The sequence below is a fragment of the Klebsiella sp. BIGb0399 genome (assembly GCF_003752615.1).
In the GTDB taxonomy this organism is placed as follows: domain Bacteria; phylum Pseudomonadota; class Gammaproteobacteria; order Enterobacterales; family Enterobacteriaceae; genus Klebsiella; species Klebsiella lignicola.
Map to the genome: position 1 here is coordinate 323,036 of NZ_RKHT01000007.1, position 19,449 is coordinate 342,484.

At 58.2% G+C, this 19,449-nt stretch carries 18 protein-coding genes and 1 other RNA gene; 12 read left to right on the forward strand and 7 right to left on the reverse strand.

Translation table 11 applies throughout. From position 1 onward, the window contains the following. Nucleotides 1–79: 79 nt before the first annotated feature. Complete coding sequence (locus tag EDF82_RS16130) at nt 80–847, forward strand: oxidative stress defense protein (protein WP_123756539.1); 768 nt, start codon at nt 80–82, stop codon at nt 845–847. A 52-nt stretch (nt 848–899) separates the two neighbouring features. On the opposite strand, the gene argP is transcribed toward EDF82_RS16130, so the two are convergent. After that, nucleotides 900–1,793, reverse strand: coding sequence for a DNA-binding transcriptional regulator ArgP (gene argP, locus EDF82_RS16135; RefSeq protein ID WP_123756540.1), 894 nt, complete (start codon nt 1,791–1,793; stop codon nt 900–902). A gap of 167 nt (nt 1,794–1,960) precedes the next feature. On the opposite strand from argP, the gene rpiA reads away from it, so the two are divergent. The 3 genes from rpiA (at nt 1,961) to EDF82_RS16150 (ending at nt 4,775) form a co-directional block, all read left to right on the forward strand. Then, nucleotides 1,961–2,620 carry a ribose-5-phosphate isomerase RpiA gene (gene rpiA, locus EDF82_RS16140; RefSeq protein WP_123756541.1) on the forward strand — a complete coding sequence of 220 codons (660 nt, stop codon included), beginning with the start codon at nt 1,961–1,963 and terminating at the stop codon, nt 2,618–2,620. 269 nt (nt 2,621–2,889) lie between these two features. Then, on the forward strand, nt 2,890–4,122 hold the full coding sequence (serA, locus tag EDF82_RS16145; RefSeq protein ID WP_123756542.1) for a phosphoglycerate dehydrogenase: 1,233 nt from the start codon (nt 2,890–2,892) through the stop codon (nt 4,120–4,122). 41 nt (nt 4,123–4,163) lie between these two features. Next, nucleotides 4,164–4,775 carry a DUF2238 domain-containing protein gene (locus EDF82_RS16150; protein WP_123756543.1) on the forward strand — a complete coding sequence of 204 codons (612 nt, stop codon included), beginning with the start codon at nt 4,164–4,166 and terminating at the stop codon, nt 4,773–4,775. A gap of 1 nt (nt 4,776) precedes the next feature. Here the strand turns inward: EDF82_RS16150 and EDF82_RS16155 are convergent, their stop codons facing one another. The 3 genes from EDF82_RS16155 to zapA form a co-directional block, all read right to left on the reverse strand. Beyond that, nucleotides 4,777–5,376 carry a 5-formyltetrahydrofolate cyclo-ligase gene (locus tag EDF82_RS16155; RefSeq protein WP_123756544.1) on the reverse strand — a complete coding sequence of 200 codons (600 nt, stop codon included), beginning with the start codon at nt 5,374–5,376 and terminating at the stop codon, nt 4,777–4,779. 126 nt (nt 5,377–5,502) lie between these two features. Continuing rightward, a non-coding RNA gene (ssrS, locus tag EDF82_RS16160) (6S RNA) lies at nt 5,503–5,686 on the reverse strand. A 41-nt stretch (nt 5,687–5,727) separates the two neighbouring features. Then, nucleotides 5,728–6,057 carry a cell division protein ZapA gene (gene zapA / locus EDF82_RS16165; RefSeq protein WP_041147162.1) on the reverse strand — a complete coding sequence of 110 codons (330 nt, stop codon included), beginning with the start codon at nt 6,055–6,057 and terminating at the stop codon, nt 5,728–5,730. Between the two features lie 165 nt (nt 6,058–6,222). On the opposite strand from zapA, the gene EDF82_RS16170 reads away from it, so the two are divergent. From EDF82_RS16170 to EDF82_RS16205, 8 genes are all read left to right on the forward strand, one after another. Then, nucleotides 6,223–6,801: a YecA family protein gene (locus tag EDF82_RS16170; protein WP_123756935.1), complete on the forward strand. Its 579-nt coding sequence runs from the start codon at nt 6,223–6,225 to the stop codon at nt 6,799–6,801. 23 nt (nt 6,802–6,824) lie between these two features. Further along, a complete protein-coding gene (gene pepP, locus EDF82_RS16175; protein ID WP_123756545.1) occupies nt 6,825–8,141 on the forward strand; it encodes a Xaa-Pro aminopeptidase in 1,317 nt (438 codons plus the stop codon). Beyond that, entirely contained in the window at nt 8,138–9,316 is a 1,179-nt protein-coding gene (gene ubiH, locus EDF82_RS16180) for a 2-octaprenyl-6-methoxyphenyl hydroxylase (RefSeq protein ID WP_123756546.1), read from the forward strand. The genes pepP and ubiH overlap by 4 nt, the downstream gene beginning before the upstream one ends. 10 nt (nt 9,317–9,326) lie before the next feature. After that, a complete protein-coding gene (ubiI, locus tag EDF82_RS16185) occupies nt 9,327–10,529 on the forward strand; it encodes an FAD-dependent 2-octaprenylphenol hydroxylase (protein ID WP_123756547.1) in 1,203 nt (400 codons plus the stop codon). Between the two features lie 434 nt (nt 10,530–10,963). Next, nucleotides 10,964–12,058 (forward strand): glycine cleavage system aminomethyltransferase GcvT, encoded by a 1,095-nt coding sequence (gene gcvT, locus EDF82_RS16190; RefSeq protein ID WP_123756548.1) that lies wholly within the window; start codon nt 10,964–10,966, stop codon nt 12,056–12,058. Between the two features lie 24 nt (nt 12,059–12,082). Then, nucleotides 12,083–12,472 carry a glycine cleavage system protein GcvH gene (gene gcvH, locus EDF82_RS16195; RefSeq protein WP_123756549.1) on the forward strand — a complete coding sequence of 130 codons (390 nt, stop codon included), beginning with the start codon at nt 12,083–12,085 and terminating at the stop codon, nt 12,470–12,472. Nucleotides 12,473–12,585: 113 nt separating this feature from the next. Further along, nucleotides 12,586–15,459, forward strand: coding sequence for an aminomethyl-transferring glycine dehydrogenase (gene gcvP / locus EDF82_RS16200; protein WP_123756550.1), 2,874 nt, complete (start codon nt 12,586–12,588; stop codon nt 15,457–15,459). A gap of 60 nt (nt 15,460–15,519) precedes the next feature. Beyond that, nucleotides 15,520–16,263, forward strand: a complete 744-nt coding sequence (locus EDF82_RS16205; protein ID WP_123756551.1) for an SDR family oxidoreductase — start codon at nt 15,520–15,522, stop codon at nt 16,261–16,263. A gap of 47 nt (nt 16,264–16,310) precedes the next feature. Here the strand turns inward: EDF82_RS16205 and EDF82_RS16210 are convergent, their stop codons facing one another. From EDF82_RS16210 to EDF82_RS16220, 3 genes are read right to left on the reverse strand one after another with little or no spacing between them, the layout of a single operon-like run. Further along, entirely contained in the window at nt 16,311–16,811 is a 501-nt protein-coding gene (locus tag EDF82_RS16210; protein WP_123756552.1) for a protein disulfide oxidoreductase, read from the reverse strand. Next, nucleotides 16,801–17,412, reverse strand: coding sequence for a DsbA family protein (locus EDF82_RS16215; RefSeq protein WP_123756553.1), 612 nt, complete (start codon nt 17,410–17,412; stop codon nt 16,801–16,803). Before EDF82_RS16215 ends, EDF82_RS16210 begins: the two co-directional genes overlap by 11 nt. 2 nt (nt 17,413–17,414) lie before the next feature. Beyond that, complete coding sequence (locus EDF82_RS16220) at nt 17,415–19,424, reverse strand: protein-disulfide reductase DsbD (RefSeq protein WP_123756554.1); 2,010 nt, start codon at nt 19,422–19,424, stop codon at nt 17,415–17,417. Between the last annotated feature and the right edge of the window lie 25 nt (nt 19,425–19,449).

Below are 19,449 nucleotides of genomic sequence, written 5' to 3' on the forward strand. Positions count from 1 at the left end.
GACTTTCGTCGCGTACGCGTTAAGCTTGCAGACATGCGCCCGTAGATGGGCGACTCATGTGTAAGATGGAGAAACGACAGTGAAGTTAAAACTCATGGCCCTGGCGGCAGCAATCGGATTCAGCGCAATGGCAGTGCAGGCAAATGAATTGCCAAATGGACCGCACATTGTCACTTCAGGTACCGCCAGCGTGGCGGCGGTTCCGGATATCGCCACCCTGGCGATTGAAGTTAACGTTGCAGCGAAAGACGCGGCATCGGCGAAGAAACAGGCCGACGATCGGGTGGCGCAGTATCTCTCTTTCCTGGAAAAGAACGGCATCGCTAAAAAAGATATTAACTCTGCGAATTTACGCACCCAGCCGGATTACGACTACCAGAACGGCAAGAGCATTCTGAAAGGCTACCGCGCGGTGCGCAGCGTTGAAGTGACGTTGCGTCAGCTGGACAAGCTGAATGGGCTGCTGGATGGCGCACTGAAAGCGGGGCTGAATGAAGTTCGCTCCGTCTCTTTAGGCGTTGCGCAACCGGATGCTTACAAAGATAAAGCCCGTAAAGCAGCGATTGATGACGCTGTGCATCAGGCGCAGGAGCTGGCGTCAGGCTTCCACAGCAAGCTGGGGCTGATCTACAGCGTTCGCTATCATGTCTCGAACTATCAGCCGAGCCCGATGGTGCGCATGATGAAGGCTGCCGATGCGGCGCCGGTCTCCGCTCAGGAAACCTACGAGCAGGCGACCATTCAGTTTGACGATCAGGTCGATGTGGTATTTGAACTGCAACCGTCTCAGGCCGCTACACCAGCAGCGCCGGCAGCACCGGCGAAGGCCCCTGAAACCGCACAGTAAGCCATACATTAAAAAGCCACTTCTCTGAAGTGGCTTTTTTTATGCGCGGCGTTTAGTCCTGACGCAATACCTTGTGGCCGTAGTCGATCAGCGCATCGGTTACCCGACGCATCATCCGGCTCTCCGGCGCGAAGCGGTGCCAGTAGAGCATTCGACGCTGAAACAGCCCCGGCGTTAAATCGATCAGCTCGCCGCTGTTGAGCTCTTTTTCAATCTGCAGATGCGGGATCATACAGCAGGTCGTGCCCTGGCGGGCGAGTTGTACAAAGGCTTCTGACGAGTTAACGATATGGCAGGGGACGCTGCCCGGCGGCAAATCGAAGTTTTGCTGCAGGAACGCCTGGTGCATATCATCCAGATGATCGAAGGCGACAACCGGCGCTTTCAGCAGCGCTGAGCGGGTGACGCCATTCGGGAAATAGCGTTGCGCAAACTGTTTTGACGCGACGAACAGGTAGTCCAGCGCGCCCAGTTGATCCACCAGGCAGCTTGGCAGCGCCTGCGGCTGAATACTCACCGCGCCGACAACTTCGCCGCGACGTAGCCGCTCCTGGGTGCGGGTTTCATCTTCGACCTGCAGATTGAGGCGGATAGGGGAATCGGAAAGGACATTCGACAGCGCCGGCAGTAGCCAGGTCGCCAGACTGTCGGCGTTAACGGCCAGCGACAGCAGCAGCGGCGTTGAACCGGTCTGCTCATCGCCCAGCCACTCTTCTTCCAGCAGCTCAACCTGACGCAGCAGGGCCAGCAGTTTTTGTCCCTGCTCGGTAGGACGCGGCGGTACCGTACGGACCAGCAGCGGCTGTCCGAACATATTTTCCAGCTGTTTTATACGCTGAGAGACGGCGGACTGTGTAATGCATAGCTTCTGCGCGGCGCGCTCAAACCCACGTTCTCTAATCACCGCATCCAGCGCTTGTAGTGTTCTGTAGTCCGGTCGTTTCATTGCTCAGGCGTACCCCCATAACTTTTCGTTAACTTGCACTATGACATAAATTTGTTTTTGATGAAGACGAAAAATGGTCTGCTCAGTTGTGTGAGCCTGTCACAGGGACAATGGCCCCTATGGTGTTCTATAATGCGCCACAGGTATTCACATCTCGGACCATAATCATGACGCAAGATGAACTGAAAAAAGCAGTAGGCTGGGCGGCATTGCAATATGTACAACCGGGCACCATCGTGGGTGTCGGTACGGGCTCCACGGCGGCGCATTTTATTGATGCGCTGGGCACCATGAAAGGGCAGATTGAAGGCGCGGTATCCAGCTCTGATGCCTCTACCGAAAAACTGAAAAGCCTTGGTATTCCGGTTTTCGATCTCAACAGCGTGGACCGTCTGGGAATTTACGTCGACGGCGCCGATGAGATTAACGGCCATATGCAGATGATTAAGGGCGGCGGTGCGGCGTTGACCCGCGAGAAGATTATCGCCTCGGTGGCAGACAAATTTATCTGCATCGCAGACGCCTCCAAGCAGGTTGATATTCTGGGGACCTTCCCGCTGCCGGTCGAAGTGATTCCGATGGCGCGCAGCGCCGTTGCGCGTGAGCTGGTGAAGCTGGGCGGTCGCCCGGAGTACCGTCAGGGCGTGATCACTGATAACGGCAACGTTATTCTCGACGTGTTCGGCCTGGAGATCCTTGACGCTATCGCCCTGGAAAATGCCATTAACGGTATTCCAGGCGTCGTCACTGTTGGGCTGTTCGCCAACCGCGGGGCTGATGTGGCACTGATCGGTACCGCCGATGGCGTGAAAACCATCGTAAAATAATATTATTGAGGGAGCGAATCCGCTCCCTCGCAAATATTTTTTCTCCTGGCCGAATTTGGTGACTTCTGTCACATTTATGCAACCGGCCTCAGTAACAATCTACCTTTTCTTCTCTTTCTGGTGTTTTGTCCTGTCATTTCCCTCTGTGTGATATTTCTTCAGGTCGCCTACGCAAACGTTCATATTGCCGCGATAGTTTTTTTTGATATGTTGCTGGGAAGAACTTTCGTTCCGCACGACATCAGATAAGACAAATACAGGACGGGGAAATGGCTAAGGTATCACTGGAAAAAGACAAGATTAAGTTTCTGCTGGTTGAAGGCGTCCACCAAAAAGCGGTGGAAAACCTTCGTGCAGCAGGCTACACCAATATCGAATTTCACAAAGGCGCGCTGGACAGCGAAGAGCTGAAAGCGTCGATCCGTGATGCCCATTTCATCGGCCTGCGTTCCCGTACTCATCTGACTGAAGAGATCTTCGCCGCGGCGGAAAAACTGGTGGCGGTCGGCTGCTTCTGTATCGGCACCAACCAGGTTGACCTGGACGCGGCGGCAAAACGCGGGATCCCGGTCTTCAACGCGCCGTTCTCAAACACCCGTTCCGTTGCGGAGCTGGTGATTGGCGAGCTGCTGCTGATGCTGCGCGGCGTACCGGAAGCCAACGCCAAAGCCCACCGTGGCGTGTGGAACAAGCTGGCCGTTGGCAGCTTCGAAGCGCGTGGTAAAAAGCTGGGGATTATTGGTTACGGCCATATCGGTACCCAGTTGGGCATTCTGGCTGAGTCGCTGGGGATGCACGTCTATTTCTATGATATCGAAAGCAAACTGCCGCTGGGTAACGCCACTCAGGTACAGCATCTCTCCGACCTGCTGAACATGAGCGATGTGGTGAGCCTGCATGTGCCGGAAAATGCCTCCACCAAAAATATGATGGGCGCGGAAGAGCTGGCGCTGATGAAGCCGGGCGCGCTGCTGATTAACGCCTCGCGCGGTACCGTGGTCGATATCCCGGCGCTGTGCGATGCGCTGTCACGTAAGCATCTGGCTGGCGCGGCGATCGACGTATTCCCGACCGAACCGGCAACCAACAGCGATCCGTTCACCTCCCCGCTGTGCGAGTTTGATAACGTGATCCTGACGCCGCACATTGGCGGCTCGACGCAGGAAGCGCAGGAGAACATCGGCCTGGAAGTGGCGGGCAAGCTGGCGAAGTATTCTGACAACGGTTCGACACTCTCTGCGGTTAACTTCCCGGAGGTTTCTCTGCCGTTGCACGGCGGTCGTCGTTTGCTGCACATCCACGAAAACCGTCCGGGCGTGCTGACCGCAATCAACCAGATCTTTGCAGCTCAGAGCATCAACATCGCGGCACAGTATCTGCAAACCACACCGCAGATGGGCTATGTGGTTATCGATATTGAAGCGGAAGAAGATGTGGCGCAACATGCGCTGCAGGCGATGAAGGCCATTCCGGGCACGATCCGCGCGCGTCTGCTGTTCTGATTAACCTTTGAAAAGGATCCCTGCGGGGATCCCTTTAATTTATGCATACTTCTCAGTTGAATGTGGGTGCCTTTCTTCTGCTGCTGATCCTGGCATGGACGGGGTTGGGTACGCACGACAGCCTGACCTGGCTGATGGAAGTGACGCCGGTGATTATTATCGTGCCGTTACTGCTGGCGACGCGATCGCGTTATCCCCTTACACCTCTCCTGTATACGCTTATCTTCTTTCACGCCATTATTTTGATGGTGGGCGGGATGTATACCTACGCAAAAGTGCCGATTGGTTTTGACGTGCAGGCGTGGCTGAATTTGAGCCGCAACCCGTACGATAAGCTTGGCCACTTTTTCCAGGGTCTGGTGCCGGCGCTGGCGGCGCGGGAGATTCTGATCCGCGGCGGCTATGTTCGTGGGCGCAAGATGTTGTCATTTCTGGTGGGGTGTATCGCGTTGGCGATCAGCGCCACCTATGAGCTGATTGAATGGTGGGCGGCACTGGCGATGGGGCTGGGGGCGGATGATTTTCTCGGCACTCAGGGTGACCCGTGGGACACCCAGTCAGATATGTTCTGTGCGCTGCTAGGGGCGCTGACGACCCTCTTCCTGCTGCGCGGCTGGCATGACCGGCAGCTGAAAACGCTCGGTCAGCGCTAATTTACGACCACTGCCAGCATGTCGACGGCGTGATGACGGCAGGCAGTGGCACATCCCAGTGGGCCGTTGGCAGGGCGTCTACCTGCTGGCAATCATGAGCGTAGCCAACGGGCTGCAGACGATACGCCTGCCAGTTTTGTAAGGTCCTGTCGTAGAACCCTCCTCCCATACCCAGACGCTGCCCGGCGGCATCAAAAGCCACCAGCGGGACAATCAACACGTCGAGCTGGCTTAGCGGCAGGACATCGCGCACATCAAGTTTAGGCTCGTCGATTTTCAGCCGGTTTCTGACCAGCTCGCTGTGCGGGTGATAGTGCAAAAACAGCAGATTTCCCGGGCTAAAAGGGTGGAGCACCGGAAGGTAGACTCGCTTCCCGGCGCGCCACAACTGGTCGATCAGCGGACGGGTATCAAGCTCGCCATCAAAGGATAAGAACAGCGCCACGTTTTGCGCCAGAACCACCGGCGGGTAGGCCATCATGCGATCGGCGCCCTGCAGGGCAAACTCGGTCTGTTGCTCGGGCGTCAGCGCGCGGCGACGCTGGCGAATCTGTTGACGGATCTGCTGTCGGGTTGCTTGGGTGTCGGAAAGTTGGGTCATGTTAAGCCACCTGCGTTGGCACGCGCGCACTATGCGCGAATGGCCAGGGATGCGTGTTGGCGTAGTGTAATACACAAGGTGATAAAAACCGAAAATGACGCAAAGAGGGGGTCGAACAGAAAGAAGGGAATCTCCGAGATGCCGCCGCAGGCTGTAACCCTTGAACCCTTGGTTCAAGGTGAATGCGTCGTCACAGTTTTAAGGCTTCTCGGACGGACCGAGCATGCTCACCAACCGTGGAGCGCCACATTCTTGTGGTATGAAATATCGGCTCAGGGGACTGGCCCGCTTGCAAACATCTCAGAGAAATTTTGTTCTGGTACTTACTCTAACACAGTTAATTGCAAAGTGTTATTCAAACTTCGGCCCGGTTCTTTCGCTTATGCGACCTTGCTCAAGCAACGCTTGTTCGATGGTCTGCTGAAGCATCCGAATACGCTGTTCCATACTGGAAGCGTAATCGCGGGTTTTCGCTTTTTCCTGAGTCAACTCATAGCTGATGTTCAACGCGGCGATGAAGACCAGCTGCTCAGTATTTGTGACTCTAGTGCGTTCTTTTAAATCTTGCAACCGCTGATTCAGGTCATCAGCTGCCTGACTCAAAGCATCCCTTTGTTCAGGCGGGCAATTCACACGAAGTGAACGGCCAAAAATTTGGAGATCGACGGGTTGTGCAGACATGCCACCTTCCTGCTGATTGACTGCGCGGCCTTCACGCCCGTACCGGGCCTGCGAAGGGGCGACACTATAGCTACCCTGGTGCGAAGGTACAAGCCCCATTCTGGTTCACCAGGGTCCAAAGTGGTAGCATACCATGAATATTCCTCCCAATGATGACGAATGCGCATGTCTATACAGAACGAAATGCCTGGCTACCGCGCGGTAGACCAGTTACTGAACCAACAGGGTGTGGGCTTAACCCCTGCCGAAATGCACGGTTTGATCAGTGGGATCCTGTGCGGCGGCAATAAAGACAGCAGCTGGCAGCCGCTGGTGCATGACCTGACCAACGAAGGCCTCGCCTTTGGTCACGAACTGGCCGAGTCCCTGCGTAGCATGCACTCCCAGACCAGCGACTCTCTGGAAGATGACGGTTTCTTATTCCAGCTCTATCTGCCGGACGGCGATGACGTGAGCGTGTTTGAACGCGCGGATGCGCTGGCAGGCTGGGTTAACCACTTCCTGCTGGGCCTTGGCGTGACTCAGCCAAAACTGGATAAAGTCAAAGACGAAGCCGGGGAAGCCATCGACGATCTGCGCAATATTGCGCAACTCGGTTACGACGAAGACGAAGATCAGGAAGAGCTGGAAATGTCGTTGGAAGAGATTATCGAGTACGTGCGCGTCGCCGCGCTGCTGTGCCACGAAACCTTCTTGCGCCAGCAGCCAACCGCACCGGAAGTTCGCAAGCCAACATTACACTAACAATAATTTGTTGAGGGGGCGTCATGACACAGCAGGAATTTCTTTCTCGTCGCCAGGCACTGTTGGCGCAGATGCAGCCAGGCAGCGCGGCGCTGATTTTTGCCGCACCGGAAGCGGTACGTAGCGCAGATTCAGAATATCCCTACCGGCAGAACAGCGATTTTTGGTACTTCACGGGATTTAATGAGCCGGAAGCCCTGCTGGTGTTGATTAAAAGCGACGACACCCACAACCATAGCGTGCTGTTTAACCGCGTCCGCGATTTAACCGCCGAGATCTGGTTCGGTCGCCGTCTTGGGCAGGATGCGGCACCGGCGAAGCTGGGTGTCGATCGCGCCCTCGCATTTAGCGAAATTAATCAGCAGTTGTTCCAGCTGCTCAACGGCCTTGACGCTATCTACTTTGCGCAGGGCGAGTATGACTACGCGGACAAAATCGTCTTCAACGCGCTCGATAAACTGCGCAAAGGCTCGCGCCAGAATCTGCAGGCGCCAGGCTCGGTGGTTGACTGGCGGCCGATGGTGCATGAAATGCGCCTGTTTAAATCAGCACAAGAGCTGGAAGTCATGCGTCGTGCCGGCGAGATTTCCGCGCTGGCCCACACCCGCGCGATGCAGCACTGCCGCCCGGGGATGTTTGAATACCAGCTGGAAGGGGAAATTCTGCATGAATTTACCCGCCACGGCGCACGTTTCCCGTCCTATAACACCATCGTTGGCGGTGGAGAAAACGGCTGTATTCTTCACTACACCGAAAACGAATCCGAACTGCGCGATGGCGATCTGGTCCTGATTGACGCCGGCTGCGAGTATCGCGGCTATGCCGGAGACATCACCCGTACGTTCCCGGTGAACGGCAAATTCAGCCCGGCACAGCGCGAGATTTACGATATCGTCCTCGAATCGCTCGACACGGCGCTGACGCTTTTCCGTCCCGGCACCTCGATTCAACAGGTGAACCAGCAGGTGGTGCGCATCATGATTAGCGGTCTGGTGCGCCTCGGTATCCTGAAAGGCGAAGTGGACGAGCTGATTGCGAACAATGCTCATCGACCTTACTTCATGCATGGCCTGAGCCACTGGCTGGGGCTGGATGTCCATGATGTGGGCTTCTACGATGTTGAACGCTCGCGTCTTCTGGAGCCGGGAATGGTGCTGACCGTTGAACCGGGTCTCTACATTGCCGTCGATGCCGATGTTCCGCCGCAGTATCGCGGGATTGGCGTGCGCATTGAAGACGATATCGTGATCACCGCAGACGGTAACGAAAACCTGACCGCAGGCGTGGTGAAAAACGCCGACGATATCGAGGCGCTGATGGCGGCGGCCCGGCAGTCATGAGCGTACTGATCGTTGGCGGTGGGATGACCGGCGCGACGCTGGCGCTGGCAATTTCTCGCCTGACCAGAGGGGCGCTAGCGGTTCATCTGGTGGAGGCCGCACAGCCGGATTCGTCACAACACCCTGGCTTTGACGCCCGCGCTATTGCGCTGGCGGCTGGCACCTGTCAGCAGCTGGCACGAGTGGGTATCTGGCAGGGAATAGCCGATTGCGCGACGCCGATTCAGCGAGTCCACGTCAGCGATCGTGGGCATGCGGGCTTTGTCACTCTTGATGCGCAGGATTACAACCTGGCCGCGCTGGGGCAGGTCGTCGAGCTCCACGATATCGGCCAGCGCCTGTTTGCGCAACTGCGTGACGCGCCGGGTATCACTCTGCACTGTCCGGCGAAAGTCGAAGACGTCAGCCGATGGGAGGATGGCGTCAGTATCACGCTGGACAGCGGTCAGACGATTAGCGGTCAACTGCTGGTGGCCGCCGACGGCTCGCGCTCCACGCTGGGCGCCCGCTGCGGCATGAGCTGGCAGCAACAGCCCTATGAACAACTGGCGGTGATCGCCAACGTCAGTACCGCCTTGCCCCATGAAGGGCGGGCTTTTGAACGCTTTACCGAGCATGGCCCGCTGGCGATGCTCCCCATGTCGCAGGGCCGCTGTTCACTGGTATGGTGTCACCCGCAATCGCAGCGTGAAGCGGTGCTGAGCTGGTCCGACGCGGAGTTTTGCGAACGGCTGCAGCAGGCATTCGGCTGGCGGTTGGGACGCATCACCCATGCCGGAACGCGTAGCGTTTATCCGCTGGCGCTGACCACCGCGACGCGCCCGGTTGCGCATCGTCTGGCGCTGGTCGGCAACGCGGCGCAGACCCTGCATCCCATCGCCGGTCAGGGTTTTAACCTGGGCCTGCGGGATGTTATGAGTCTGGCGGAACTGCTGGCGCAGGCCAGTGCGAACGGCCAGGATCCCGGTGACTATTCGCTATTGTGCGATTATCAGGCGCGGCGGGCGGATGACAAAGCCGCCACTATCGGCGTGACCGATGGGCTGGTGCATCTGTTTGCTAATCGTTGGGCGCCGCTGGTGGCGGGGCGCAACGCGGGTCTGATGGCCATGGAATTATTTACTCCGGCGCGTGATGCGCTGGCGCAGCGTACCCTCGGTTGGGTTCCCCGTTAAGGAGTTAAACGTGCAAAGTGTTGATGTTGCCATTGTTGGCGGAGGCATGGTGGGGTTAGCGGTCGCCTGTGGTTTACAGGGGAGCGGGCTGCGGGTTGCGGTGCTGGAACAATCTGAGCCACAGCCGTTGAGCGCCGATGCGCCGCCGGCGCTGCGGGTTTCGGCCATTAACGCCGCCAGCGAAAAATTGCTCAGCAAGCTGGATGTCTGGCCGGCAATCCTTGCCCAGCGCGCCAGCTGTTACCACGGCATGGAAGTGTGGGATAAAGACAGCTTTGGCCGTATTTGCTTCGACGATCGCAGCATGGGCTTTAGCCATCTGGGTCATATTATTGAAAACGCCATTGTCCATCACGCCTTGTGGCAGAAAGCCCAGCGCTGCGCTGATGTGACGCTGCTGGCACCGGCGCAGTTGCAACAGGTGGCGTGGGGCGAAAACGAGGCCTTCCTGAGTCTGCAGGACGGGACGATGCTGACAGCCCGACTGGTAGTGGGGGCCGATGGTGCAAACTCGTGGTTGCGCAACAAGGCGGACATCCCGCTGACCTTCTGGGACTATCGCCATCATGCGCTGGTGGCCACGATCCGCACCGAAGATCCCCATCAGGCAATTGCCCGTCAGGCGTTCCACGGTGACGGCATTCTGGCCTTTCTGCCGTTAAGCGACCCGCACCTGTGCTCCATCGTCTGGTCGCTGTCGCCGCAGGAAGCGCAACGAATGCAGCAGGCGGATGAGGCGGCCTTTAATCAGGCGCTGAATATCGCTTTCGATAATCGGCTGGGACTGTGCCACGTGGAAAGCGAGCGTCAGGTATTCCCGCTGACCGGTCGCTACGCTCGGCAGTTTGCTGCCCATCGTCTCGCGCTGGTTGGCGACGCCGCCCATACCATCCATCCGCTGGCCGGGCAGGGGGTTAACCTGGGCTTTATGGATGCCGCAGAGCTTATCGATGAACTCAGACGCCTGCATGCGCAGGGCAAAGATATTGGTCAGCATCTGTATCTGCGCCGCTATGAGCGCAGCCGCAAACACAGCGCCGCGATGATGCTGGCGGGGATGCAGGGCTTTCGTGAAATGTTCTCCGGCAGCAACCCGGCGAAGAAACTGCTGCGCGATATCGGCCTCAAGCTGGCGGATACCTTGCCGGGCGTCAAACCGCAACTTATTCGTCAGGCGATGGGCCTGAACGATCTCCCCAGCTGGTTACGTTAAGCCCGTCACACTTCTCTTTCCCGGCCCTCGCGCCGGGTTTTCCCTTCTCATTTGAAATAAACTAATCTCACCCATTTTTTCGCATTAGTTTTATTAATGTCTGTCGTTTTTTGTCACGGAAAATAGGCCTGGTTTTTCGCATAAAATACCATCATGCTCGGCGTTATTGCTCAGTGATGTTAATTTTATGTGGCATAAATCGCTTTTTTCCAGTCGATAACTCTGTAGTCTTTCTGGCGGATTTTGGTCATAAGCTAATGTGATGTCCTGATTTAGCTTATGGTTTAGCGCCGGGTTCGGTGGTAAGTTCAGGCAAAAGAGAACGTTTGCGTCGGCGTCTGATAACGGCACCGGCGGTCGATTTTATCGTGTGAAATCGCCCGGACAATCTCGCTCAACTCGTAGCTGCTTGCGTTTTACTCGATGAGGAAAAGATGGCTCAACAGACTCCGTTGTATGAACAACACACGCTGTGCGGCGCTCGCATGGTGGACTTCCATGGCTGGATGATGCCGCTGCATTACGGTTCCCAGATTGATGAGCACCACGCGGTGCGCAGCGATGCCGGAATGTTCGATGTATCTCACATGACCATCGTCGACTTCCACGGCAGCCGCATTCGGGAGTTCTTGCGCTATTTGCTGGCGAACGATGTGGCGAAGCTCACGGTCCCCGGCAAAGCGCTCTATAGCGGCATGCTTACCGCCTCCGCCGGCGTCATCGATGACCTGATTGTCTATTTCCTCTCTGAAGATTATTTCCGCCTCGTTGTTAACTCCGCCACCCGTGAAACAGACCTCGCCTGGATCACCCAGCAGGCTGAGCCGTATGGCCTTGAAATGACCGTCCGCGACGATCTTTCACTGATTGCGGTACAGGGACCGCAGGCGAAAGAGAAAGCAGCGACCCTGCTCACCGAGGCGCAGCGCCAGGCCGTTGCCGGGATGAAACCCTTCTTTGGCGTGCAGGCCGGCGATCTGTTTATTGCAACCACCGGTTACACCGGTGAAGCCGGGTACGAAATTGCGCTGCCAAATGAACAGGCGGCCGATTTCTGGCGTGGCCTGCTCGACGCTGGCGTGAAGCCTTGCGGCCTGGGCGCGCGCGATACCTTACGTCTGGAAGCCGGGATGAACCTGTATGGTCAGGAGATGGACGAAAGCATCTCTCCGCTGGCCGCCAACATGGGCTGGACCATTGCCTGGGAACCGGCTGACCGCGCGTTCATCGGTCGTGAAGCGCTGGAACTGCAGCGTGAAAAAGGTACCGAGCAGCTGGTGGGCCTGGTGATGACCGAGAAAGGCGTACTGCGCGGTGGACTGCCGGTGCGCTTTAGCGATGCCGAGGGCAATCAGAAAGAAGGTATTATTACCAGTGGCACCTTCTCCCCGACGCTGGGCTACAGTATCGCGCTGGCGCGCGTACCGGCCGGTATCGGCGAAACGGCCATCGTGCAGATTCGCAACCGCGAAATGCCGGTCAAGGTCACTAAACCTGTTTTTGTACGCAACGGCAAAGCCGTAGTGTGATTCCCCCTTTTTGGAGATCAATTGATGAGCAACGTACCAGCAGAACTGAAATACAGTAAAGAACACGAATGGCTGCGCAAAGAAGCTGACGGCACCTACACCGTTGGGATCACCGAACATGCTCAGGAACTGCTTGGCGATATGGTCTTCGTTGACCTGCCGGACGTCGGCGCGACCGTTGAAGCGGGCGACGACTGTGCGGTTGCCGAGTCGGTAAAAGCGGCATCTGATATTTACGCCCCGGTGAGCGGCGAGATTGTGGCAGTTAACGAAGAGCTGAATGACTCTCCGGAGCTGGTGAACAGCGACCCGTACGCTGACGGCTGGATCTTTAAAATCAAGGCCAGTGATGAAGCGCAGGTTGCGGCGTTGCTGGATGCGGCGGCTTACGCTGCGCTGCTGGAAAACGAATAACCGCGTTGCCCCTTTCACGCCGCGGCGCCAGGCGCCGACGGCGTGAATGATTTTGCCTGTTCAGATAAGTAAAGACACATACGATTCACTGCACGTTTCAGGAACCATCGCTCATGACTCAGACTTTAGGTCAGCTTGAAAACCGCGGCGCCTTTATTGAACGTCACATCGGCCCGGATGCTCAGCAACAGCAAGAGATGCTGAAAACCGTCGGCGCCGACTCGCTTAACGCCCTGATTGGCCAGATTGTGCCGCAGGATATTCAGCTGGCGACACCACCTCAGGTGGGTGACGCAACCACCGAATTTGCCGCGCTGGCGGAACTGAAGGCGGTAGCCGGTCGTAACAAGCGCTTCAAGTCTTACATCGGCATGGGTTACACCGCCGTGCAGCTGCCGCCGGTTATTCAGCGCAATATGCTGGAAAACCCGGGTTGGTACACCGCCTATACGCCGTATCAGCCGGAAGTCTCCCAGGGTCGTCTGGAGTCACTGCTGAATTTCCAGCAGGTGACCCTCGATCTGACCGGTCTGGATATTGCCTCTGCATCCCTGCTCGATGAAGCTACCGCCGGGGCAGAAGCGATGGCGATGGCCAAACGCGTCAGCAAACTGAAAAATGCTAACCGCTTCTTCGTGGCCGCGGATATTCACCCGCAGACCCTCGACGTGGTCCGCACCCGTGCTGAAACCTTCGGTTTTGACGTCATCGTTGATGATGCTGAAAAAGCCCTCGACCATCAGGACGTGTTTGGCGTACTGCTGCAGCAGGTTGGCACCACCGGTGAAATTCACGACTACAGCAAACTTATCGCCGAGCTGAAAGCACGCAAAGTCGTGGTCAGCGTCGCGGCAGACTTTATGACGCTGGTTCTGCTGACCGCTCCGGGCAAGCAGGGTGCCGACATCGTCTTCGGTTCCGCTCAGCGTTTCGGCGTACCGATGGGCTACGGCGGCCCGCACGCGGCCTTCTTCGCCGCGAAAGATGAATTCAAACGCTCTATGCCTGGCCGTATCATCGGCGTATCGAAAGATGCCGCGGGCAATACCGCGCTGCGTATGGCGATGCAGACTCGCGAGCAGCATATCCGCCGCGAGAAAGCGAACTCCAATATCTGTACTTCCCAGGTCCTGCTGGCCAACATCGCCAGCCTGTACGCGGTGTTCCACGGGCCAGCGGGTCTGAAGCGTATCGCCAGCCGCATCCATCGCCTGACGGATATCCTCGCCGACGGGCTGCAGAAAAAAGGGCTGAAGCTGCGTCATGCGCACTACTTCGACACCCTGTGCGTAGAAGTGGCCGACAAAGCCGCAGTGCTGGCACGTGCTGAAGCGCTGGAAATTAACCTGCGCAGCGATATTCACAACGCGGTCGGCATCACTCTCGACGAAGCGACCACCCGCGAAGATGTTGTGAACCTGTTCCGCGCTATTATCGGCGACAATCACGGTCTGGATATCGACACGCTGGATAAAGACGTGGCGCTCGACAGCCGTTCTATCCAGGAAAGCATGCTGCGTGATGATGCGATCCTGACGCATCCGGTGTTCAATCGCTACCATAGCGAAACCGAGATGATGCGCTACATGCACTCGCTGGAGCGTAAAGATCTGGCGCTGAATCAGGCGATGATCCCGCTGGGTTCCTGCACCATGAAGCTTAACGCTGCGGCAGAAATGATCCCCATCACCTGGCCGGAGTTCGCCGAGCTGCACCCGTTCTGCCCGGCAGAACAGGCGGAAGGTTATCATCAGATGATCGCCCAGCTCTCCGACTGGCTGGTTAAACTGACCGGTTACGACGCCGTCTGCATGCAGCCGAACTCCGGCGCACAGGGCGAGTACGCGGGCCTGCTGGCGATTCGCCACTACCACGAGAGCCGCAATGAAGGCCATCGTGATATCTGCCTGATCCCAAGCTCTGCGCACGGCACCAACCCGGCATCGGCACAGATGGCCGGCATGCAGGTGGTGGTGGTGGCCTGTGATAAAAATGGCAACATTGACCTGGCGGATCTGCGCCTGAAGGCGGAGCAGGCGGGTGAGAATCTCTCCTGCATCATGGTCACCTACCCGTCCACTCACGGCGTGTACGAAGAGACTATCCGCGAAGTGTGCGAAATCGTGCATCAGTTCGGCGGCCAGGTTTATCTCGACGGCGCCAACATGAATGCTCAGGTGGGCATCACCTCGCCGGGCTTTATCGGCGCGGACGTGTCGCACCTTAACCTGCATAAAACCTTCTGCATTCCGCACGGCGGCGGCGGCCCGGGTATGGGACCGATTGGCGTCAAAGCGCACCTGGCACCGTTTGTTCCGGGCCACAGCGTGGTGCAAATCGAAGGCATGCTGACCCGTCAGGGCGCGGTATCTGCCGCACCGTTCGGCAGCGCATCTATTCTGCCAATCAGCTGGATGTACATCCGCATGATGGGCGCAGAAGGGCTGAAGCAGGCGAGCCAGGTGGCTATCCTCAACGCCAACTACATCGCGACCCGTCTGAAAGAGGCGTTCCCGGTGCTCTATACCGGTCGCGACGGCCGTGTGGCGCACGAATGTATTCTTGATATTCGTCCGCTGAAAGAAGAGACCGGCATCAGCGAGCTGGATATCGCCAAGCGTCTGATCGACTTTGGCTTCCATGCGCCGACCATGTCCTTCCCGGTCGCCGGAACCCTGATGGTTGAGCCGACCGAATCGGAAAGCAAAGTCGAGCTGGACCGCTTCATCGACGCGATGCTGGCGATTCGTGGTGAAATCGACCGCGTGAAAGCGGGCGAATGGCCGCTGGAAGATAACCCGCTGGTGAACGCGCCGCATACTCAGGGCGAGCTGGTGGCTGAATGGCCGCACCCGTATACCCGTGAGCTGGCGGTATTCCCGGCTGGTCTGGATAACAAATACTGGCCGACGGTGAAACGTCTGGACGATGTCTACGGTGACCGCAACCTGTTCTGCTCCTGCGTCCCGATGAGCGAATACCAGTAATTAGCTGACTGGACTATCTTTTAAAGGCGCTTCGGCGCCTTTATTTTTTGGGAGAGTCATATGGCTTTAGCACTGATTACCGGCGCCAGCCGGGGCATTGGCAGGGCAACCGCGCTGCTGCTGGCGCAGGAAGGTTATACCGTGGTGGTCAATTACCACCGCAATATCAATGCCGCGATGGCGGTAGTGAATGAGATTGTTATTCTGGGCGGCAAGGCCGTGGCGCTACCCGCAGATATCAGCGATGAAGCCCAGGTCATGGCGATGTTCGACAGTATCGATAAGCTGGATGAACCGTTGACCGCCCTGGTCAACAACGCGGGGATCCTGTTTACCCAGAGCACCATTGAAAACCTGACCGCCGAGCGGATTAACCAGGTGCTGAGCACCAATGTCACCGGCTATTTCCTCTGTTGTCGCGAGGCGGTGAAGCGGATGTCATTCAGGCATGACGGTAAAGGCGGAGCGATCGTCAACGTCTCGTCGGCGGCATCACGGTTGGGGGCGGCGGGTGAATATGTGGATTATGCCGCGTCGAAAGGCGCCGTGGATACGTTGACCACCGGGCTGGCGCTGGAAGTGGCAGCGCAGGGCATTCGCGTAAACGGCGTACGCCCTGGTTTTATCTATACCGAGATGCACGCCAGCGGCGGTGAGCCGGGGCGGGTGGATCGGGTAAAAGCCGCGCTACCGATGCAACGCGGCGGTCAGCCCGAGGAAGTCGCGCAGGCTATCGCCTGGCTGCTGAGCGACAAGGCCTCCTACGTGACCGGTAGTTTCCTCGAACTGGCCGGCGGCAAATAACCGGCACACCACTTATCACCCCGGCTAAGCGTAGCGCAAGCCGGGGGCTATGACGCCAGCCACAACCGCAGGCGCATTCCCCAACTGCTGGTCCAGCCGGTGGTGACCGACTTCACTTCGCCACCGGAGATAACGATCAGCGTCGGCGTGACCTGAACATCCCACTGCCGGGAAAGCTGGCCCTGGGGATCGTTCACCGTTGGCAGCATTAGCTTTTTCTGCGCCAGCCAGCGCGCCAGAGCGGCATCGTCCCCGGAGCGCAGCGCCACCGACATCACGTTTTCCCCGCGGCTCGCCAGGGCTGAGACCGACGGCGTGGTATAGCGACAGACCCCGCACCAGGTCGCCCAGACGTAGAGCAGCAACGGGCGCTGTTGGCTCATGGCGGCCAGATCGACCGTTTTGCCATCCAGCGTCTGTAATGGCGTGCTGGTAAAGTTCTGCGGCAGCGCGGGCTGGCGCAGATAATCCATCCCGGCGATGAGCGCTGCGGCGAGCAACAGCAGAATCACCAGCTCGCGTAGCCAGCGGCGTAATTTACTGACCATCGGCTTTTGCCAGCTGCGTTTTCACTAGCTCCTCCAGATCGTTATAGGGAATGGCGCCGGCCACCATCTGATCGCCGATGATTGTCGCCGGGGTGCCCTGAATATTCAGCACCTGCGACAAAATCAGGTTCATCTTGAGGGGATCCATGGTCTGGTCATCAATCTTTACGCCGTCGGTTGCCGTTTTCTGGCGGGCGGCAAGAATGCTGGCATCATCGTGATAACCTTTTTTCGCCATCAGACGCTGGTGCAGCGGCCAGAATTTATCCGGCTGCTGGCGCCACGTAGAGAGCGCGGCTTTGGCGGCGTTGACCGAGCTCTGGCCTTTAAACGGCAGCAGCTTCACGATCAACAGAACGTCAGGATTTTCGCGAACGATCTTCTCCAGTTGCGGATCGAACTGCTTGCAGTAGGGGCAGTTGTAATCGGTAAACGAAACGATCGTCAGGCGCGGATTTTTGGCGCCAAGTCGTGGGCTGTCGGGGTCGTTGAACAGCAGCTTTGCCAGCTGATCGTCGGCGGTTGAGTCGGGTTGTTCAGCCGGAGCGGCCAGGCTGAAGGTGGACAGACACAGCAGAAACAGAGCGGTGATGGTTCTCATGATTATTGACCTTTCGCATCAGACAGAGTGGCGAGGAGTTCGTCGCGGTTTAACAGCGGGGGCAGCACGTGGCCCTGCGGTAATCCCGGTCCGTAGATTTGATTAAAGGGAACGGCGGCGCTGCCGCGGGTGGTCAGGAAACGGCTGATGGTTTCCGATGGCCGACTCCAGTCGCCGCGCAGGGCGACCACGTCCGGTTCCGACAGGGCGCGCTGGACATCGTCACGCAGCAGCACGTTGTATTTATTGGCTTTACAGGTCACGCACCAGTCGGCGGTGACATCGATAAACACCCGCTGATGGTTCGCCAGCGCATCGATAATCGCCTGCTCGGTGAGGGGCTGCCAGTTAACGCGGTCGCGCCGCGACGCCTGACCATCAGGCTGCATAAACAACGTGAAGGCTCCGGCAACCGCAAGCGCCAGAACGCCGGCCCACAGCGCGGTGCGCCAGCGGTAGCGCCAGAGGATTGCCAGCAGCAACGCCAGCGCCAGCAGCACGACCAGCGCAATAACCGGCATCTGGCCGAGATGCACCGTCAGCAGGCTAATCAGCCACAGCGATGAACCCAGCATCATCAACCCGAGCACCACGCGCAGGACGTTCATCCAGCGTCCTGGTCGCGGCAGGTGTCGGGCGAGTCCCGGCCAGGCGGCGACCAGCAGCCACGGCAGGCTCATGCCTACCCCCATGGCGAAGAAAATCCCCCACAGCAGCGGCAGCGGCGCCACCAGTGCGACCGAGACGGCGGTGCCGAGAAACGGCGCGGTGCAGGGGGTTGCCAGCAGTGTCGCAAATGCTCCCTGCCAGAAATGGCCCATCAGCCCGTGGCCGCCGCGGGTGGCCAGAAAGGTGCTGGTGCCGGAGGAAAGGTGGATCTCAAACAGGCCCAGCAGGCTGGCGCTGAACAGCACCATTACCAGCGCCATCGCGCCAATAAACCACGGATTCTGAAACTGAATTCCCCAGCCCAGCGCCTGGTTGCCCAGGCGCAGCAGGGTCATCATCAGCGCGAGTGCCAGAAATGAGACCACGATCCCGCAGACCGAGGCCATGAACTGCCGGCGTACCACGCCGCGCTCCTGTCCGCCGCTCTGCACCAGCGACCCGAGCTTCATGGCCAGTACCGGCAGCACGCAGGGCATCACGTTGAGGATCAGGCCGCCCGCCAGCGCCATCAGCAGCACCCACCATAGCGACGGCGCTGCTACCGGGGAGCCCGGGTCAATAGTCAGCGCGCTTTCCTGCGCCAGCCCGTTGTCGGCAAGGACCAGCGACAGGCGCTTGCCGCTCAGGTCGGGCGCCGTCTCACCCCAGCTGTCGGTGACCGGGATCTGCGCGATAAGCGTATCGTCTTTCAGCGAGAACGTCGGTTTGCCAAAGTCGACATCATCCATGCTGTCGATAAACAGCGCGGGCTGCTGCCAGCCGGCGTCGCGCACCGCCGTTACCGTCAGTTTTCCATCGCGATAGGCTGAGGTCAGCCGCGACGTCAGGCCATCCGGTCGCGGCAGCGTACCCAGCGCCCGGGTGAAATCGTAGCCAAAGGAGTCTCCCGGTGAGGCGCTCATCTCCAGTGAGAAGGGGTAGTCGGTGAGAATGCAGACGTTGCTGCAGGTGGATAGCGTCAGCACGCCGCTCAGGGTCTGCGGCAACGGGCCGCGGATCTCCAGCGGAAAGCTGACGCGGTCGTGGTAGCCCTGGGTGGATATGCCCGCGACGTCAAAGCGCTGCGGGGTTGGCCAGTGCCAGGTAACATCCAGCGGCGTATTCCAGACGATGGCGGGCGCAATGCCGCCTTCACCGGGCGATCGCCAGTAGGTTTTCCAGCCTTTTTCCAGTTTCACATCCAGCAGCAGGCGGGCGGTATCGCTGCTTTCGCTCTGGGCGCGCAGCCGGACGCTGGCGTGTTGATTATCGGCGGCGCGTAACCAGCCGCTGTCGGCAGCCTGGCTGACGGGCAGCCATAGCCAAAGCAGGCAGACCAGCAGTCGCCTGAATACCATAAACATAAATTTTCTCCATAAATGATTAATT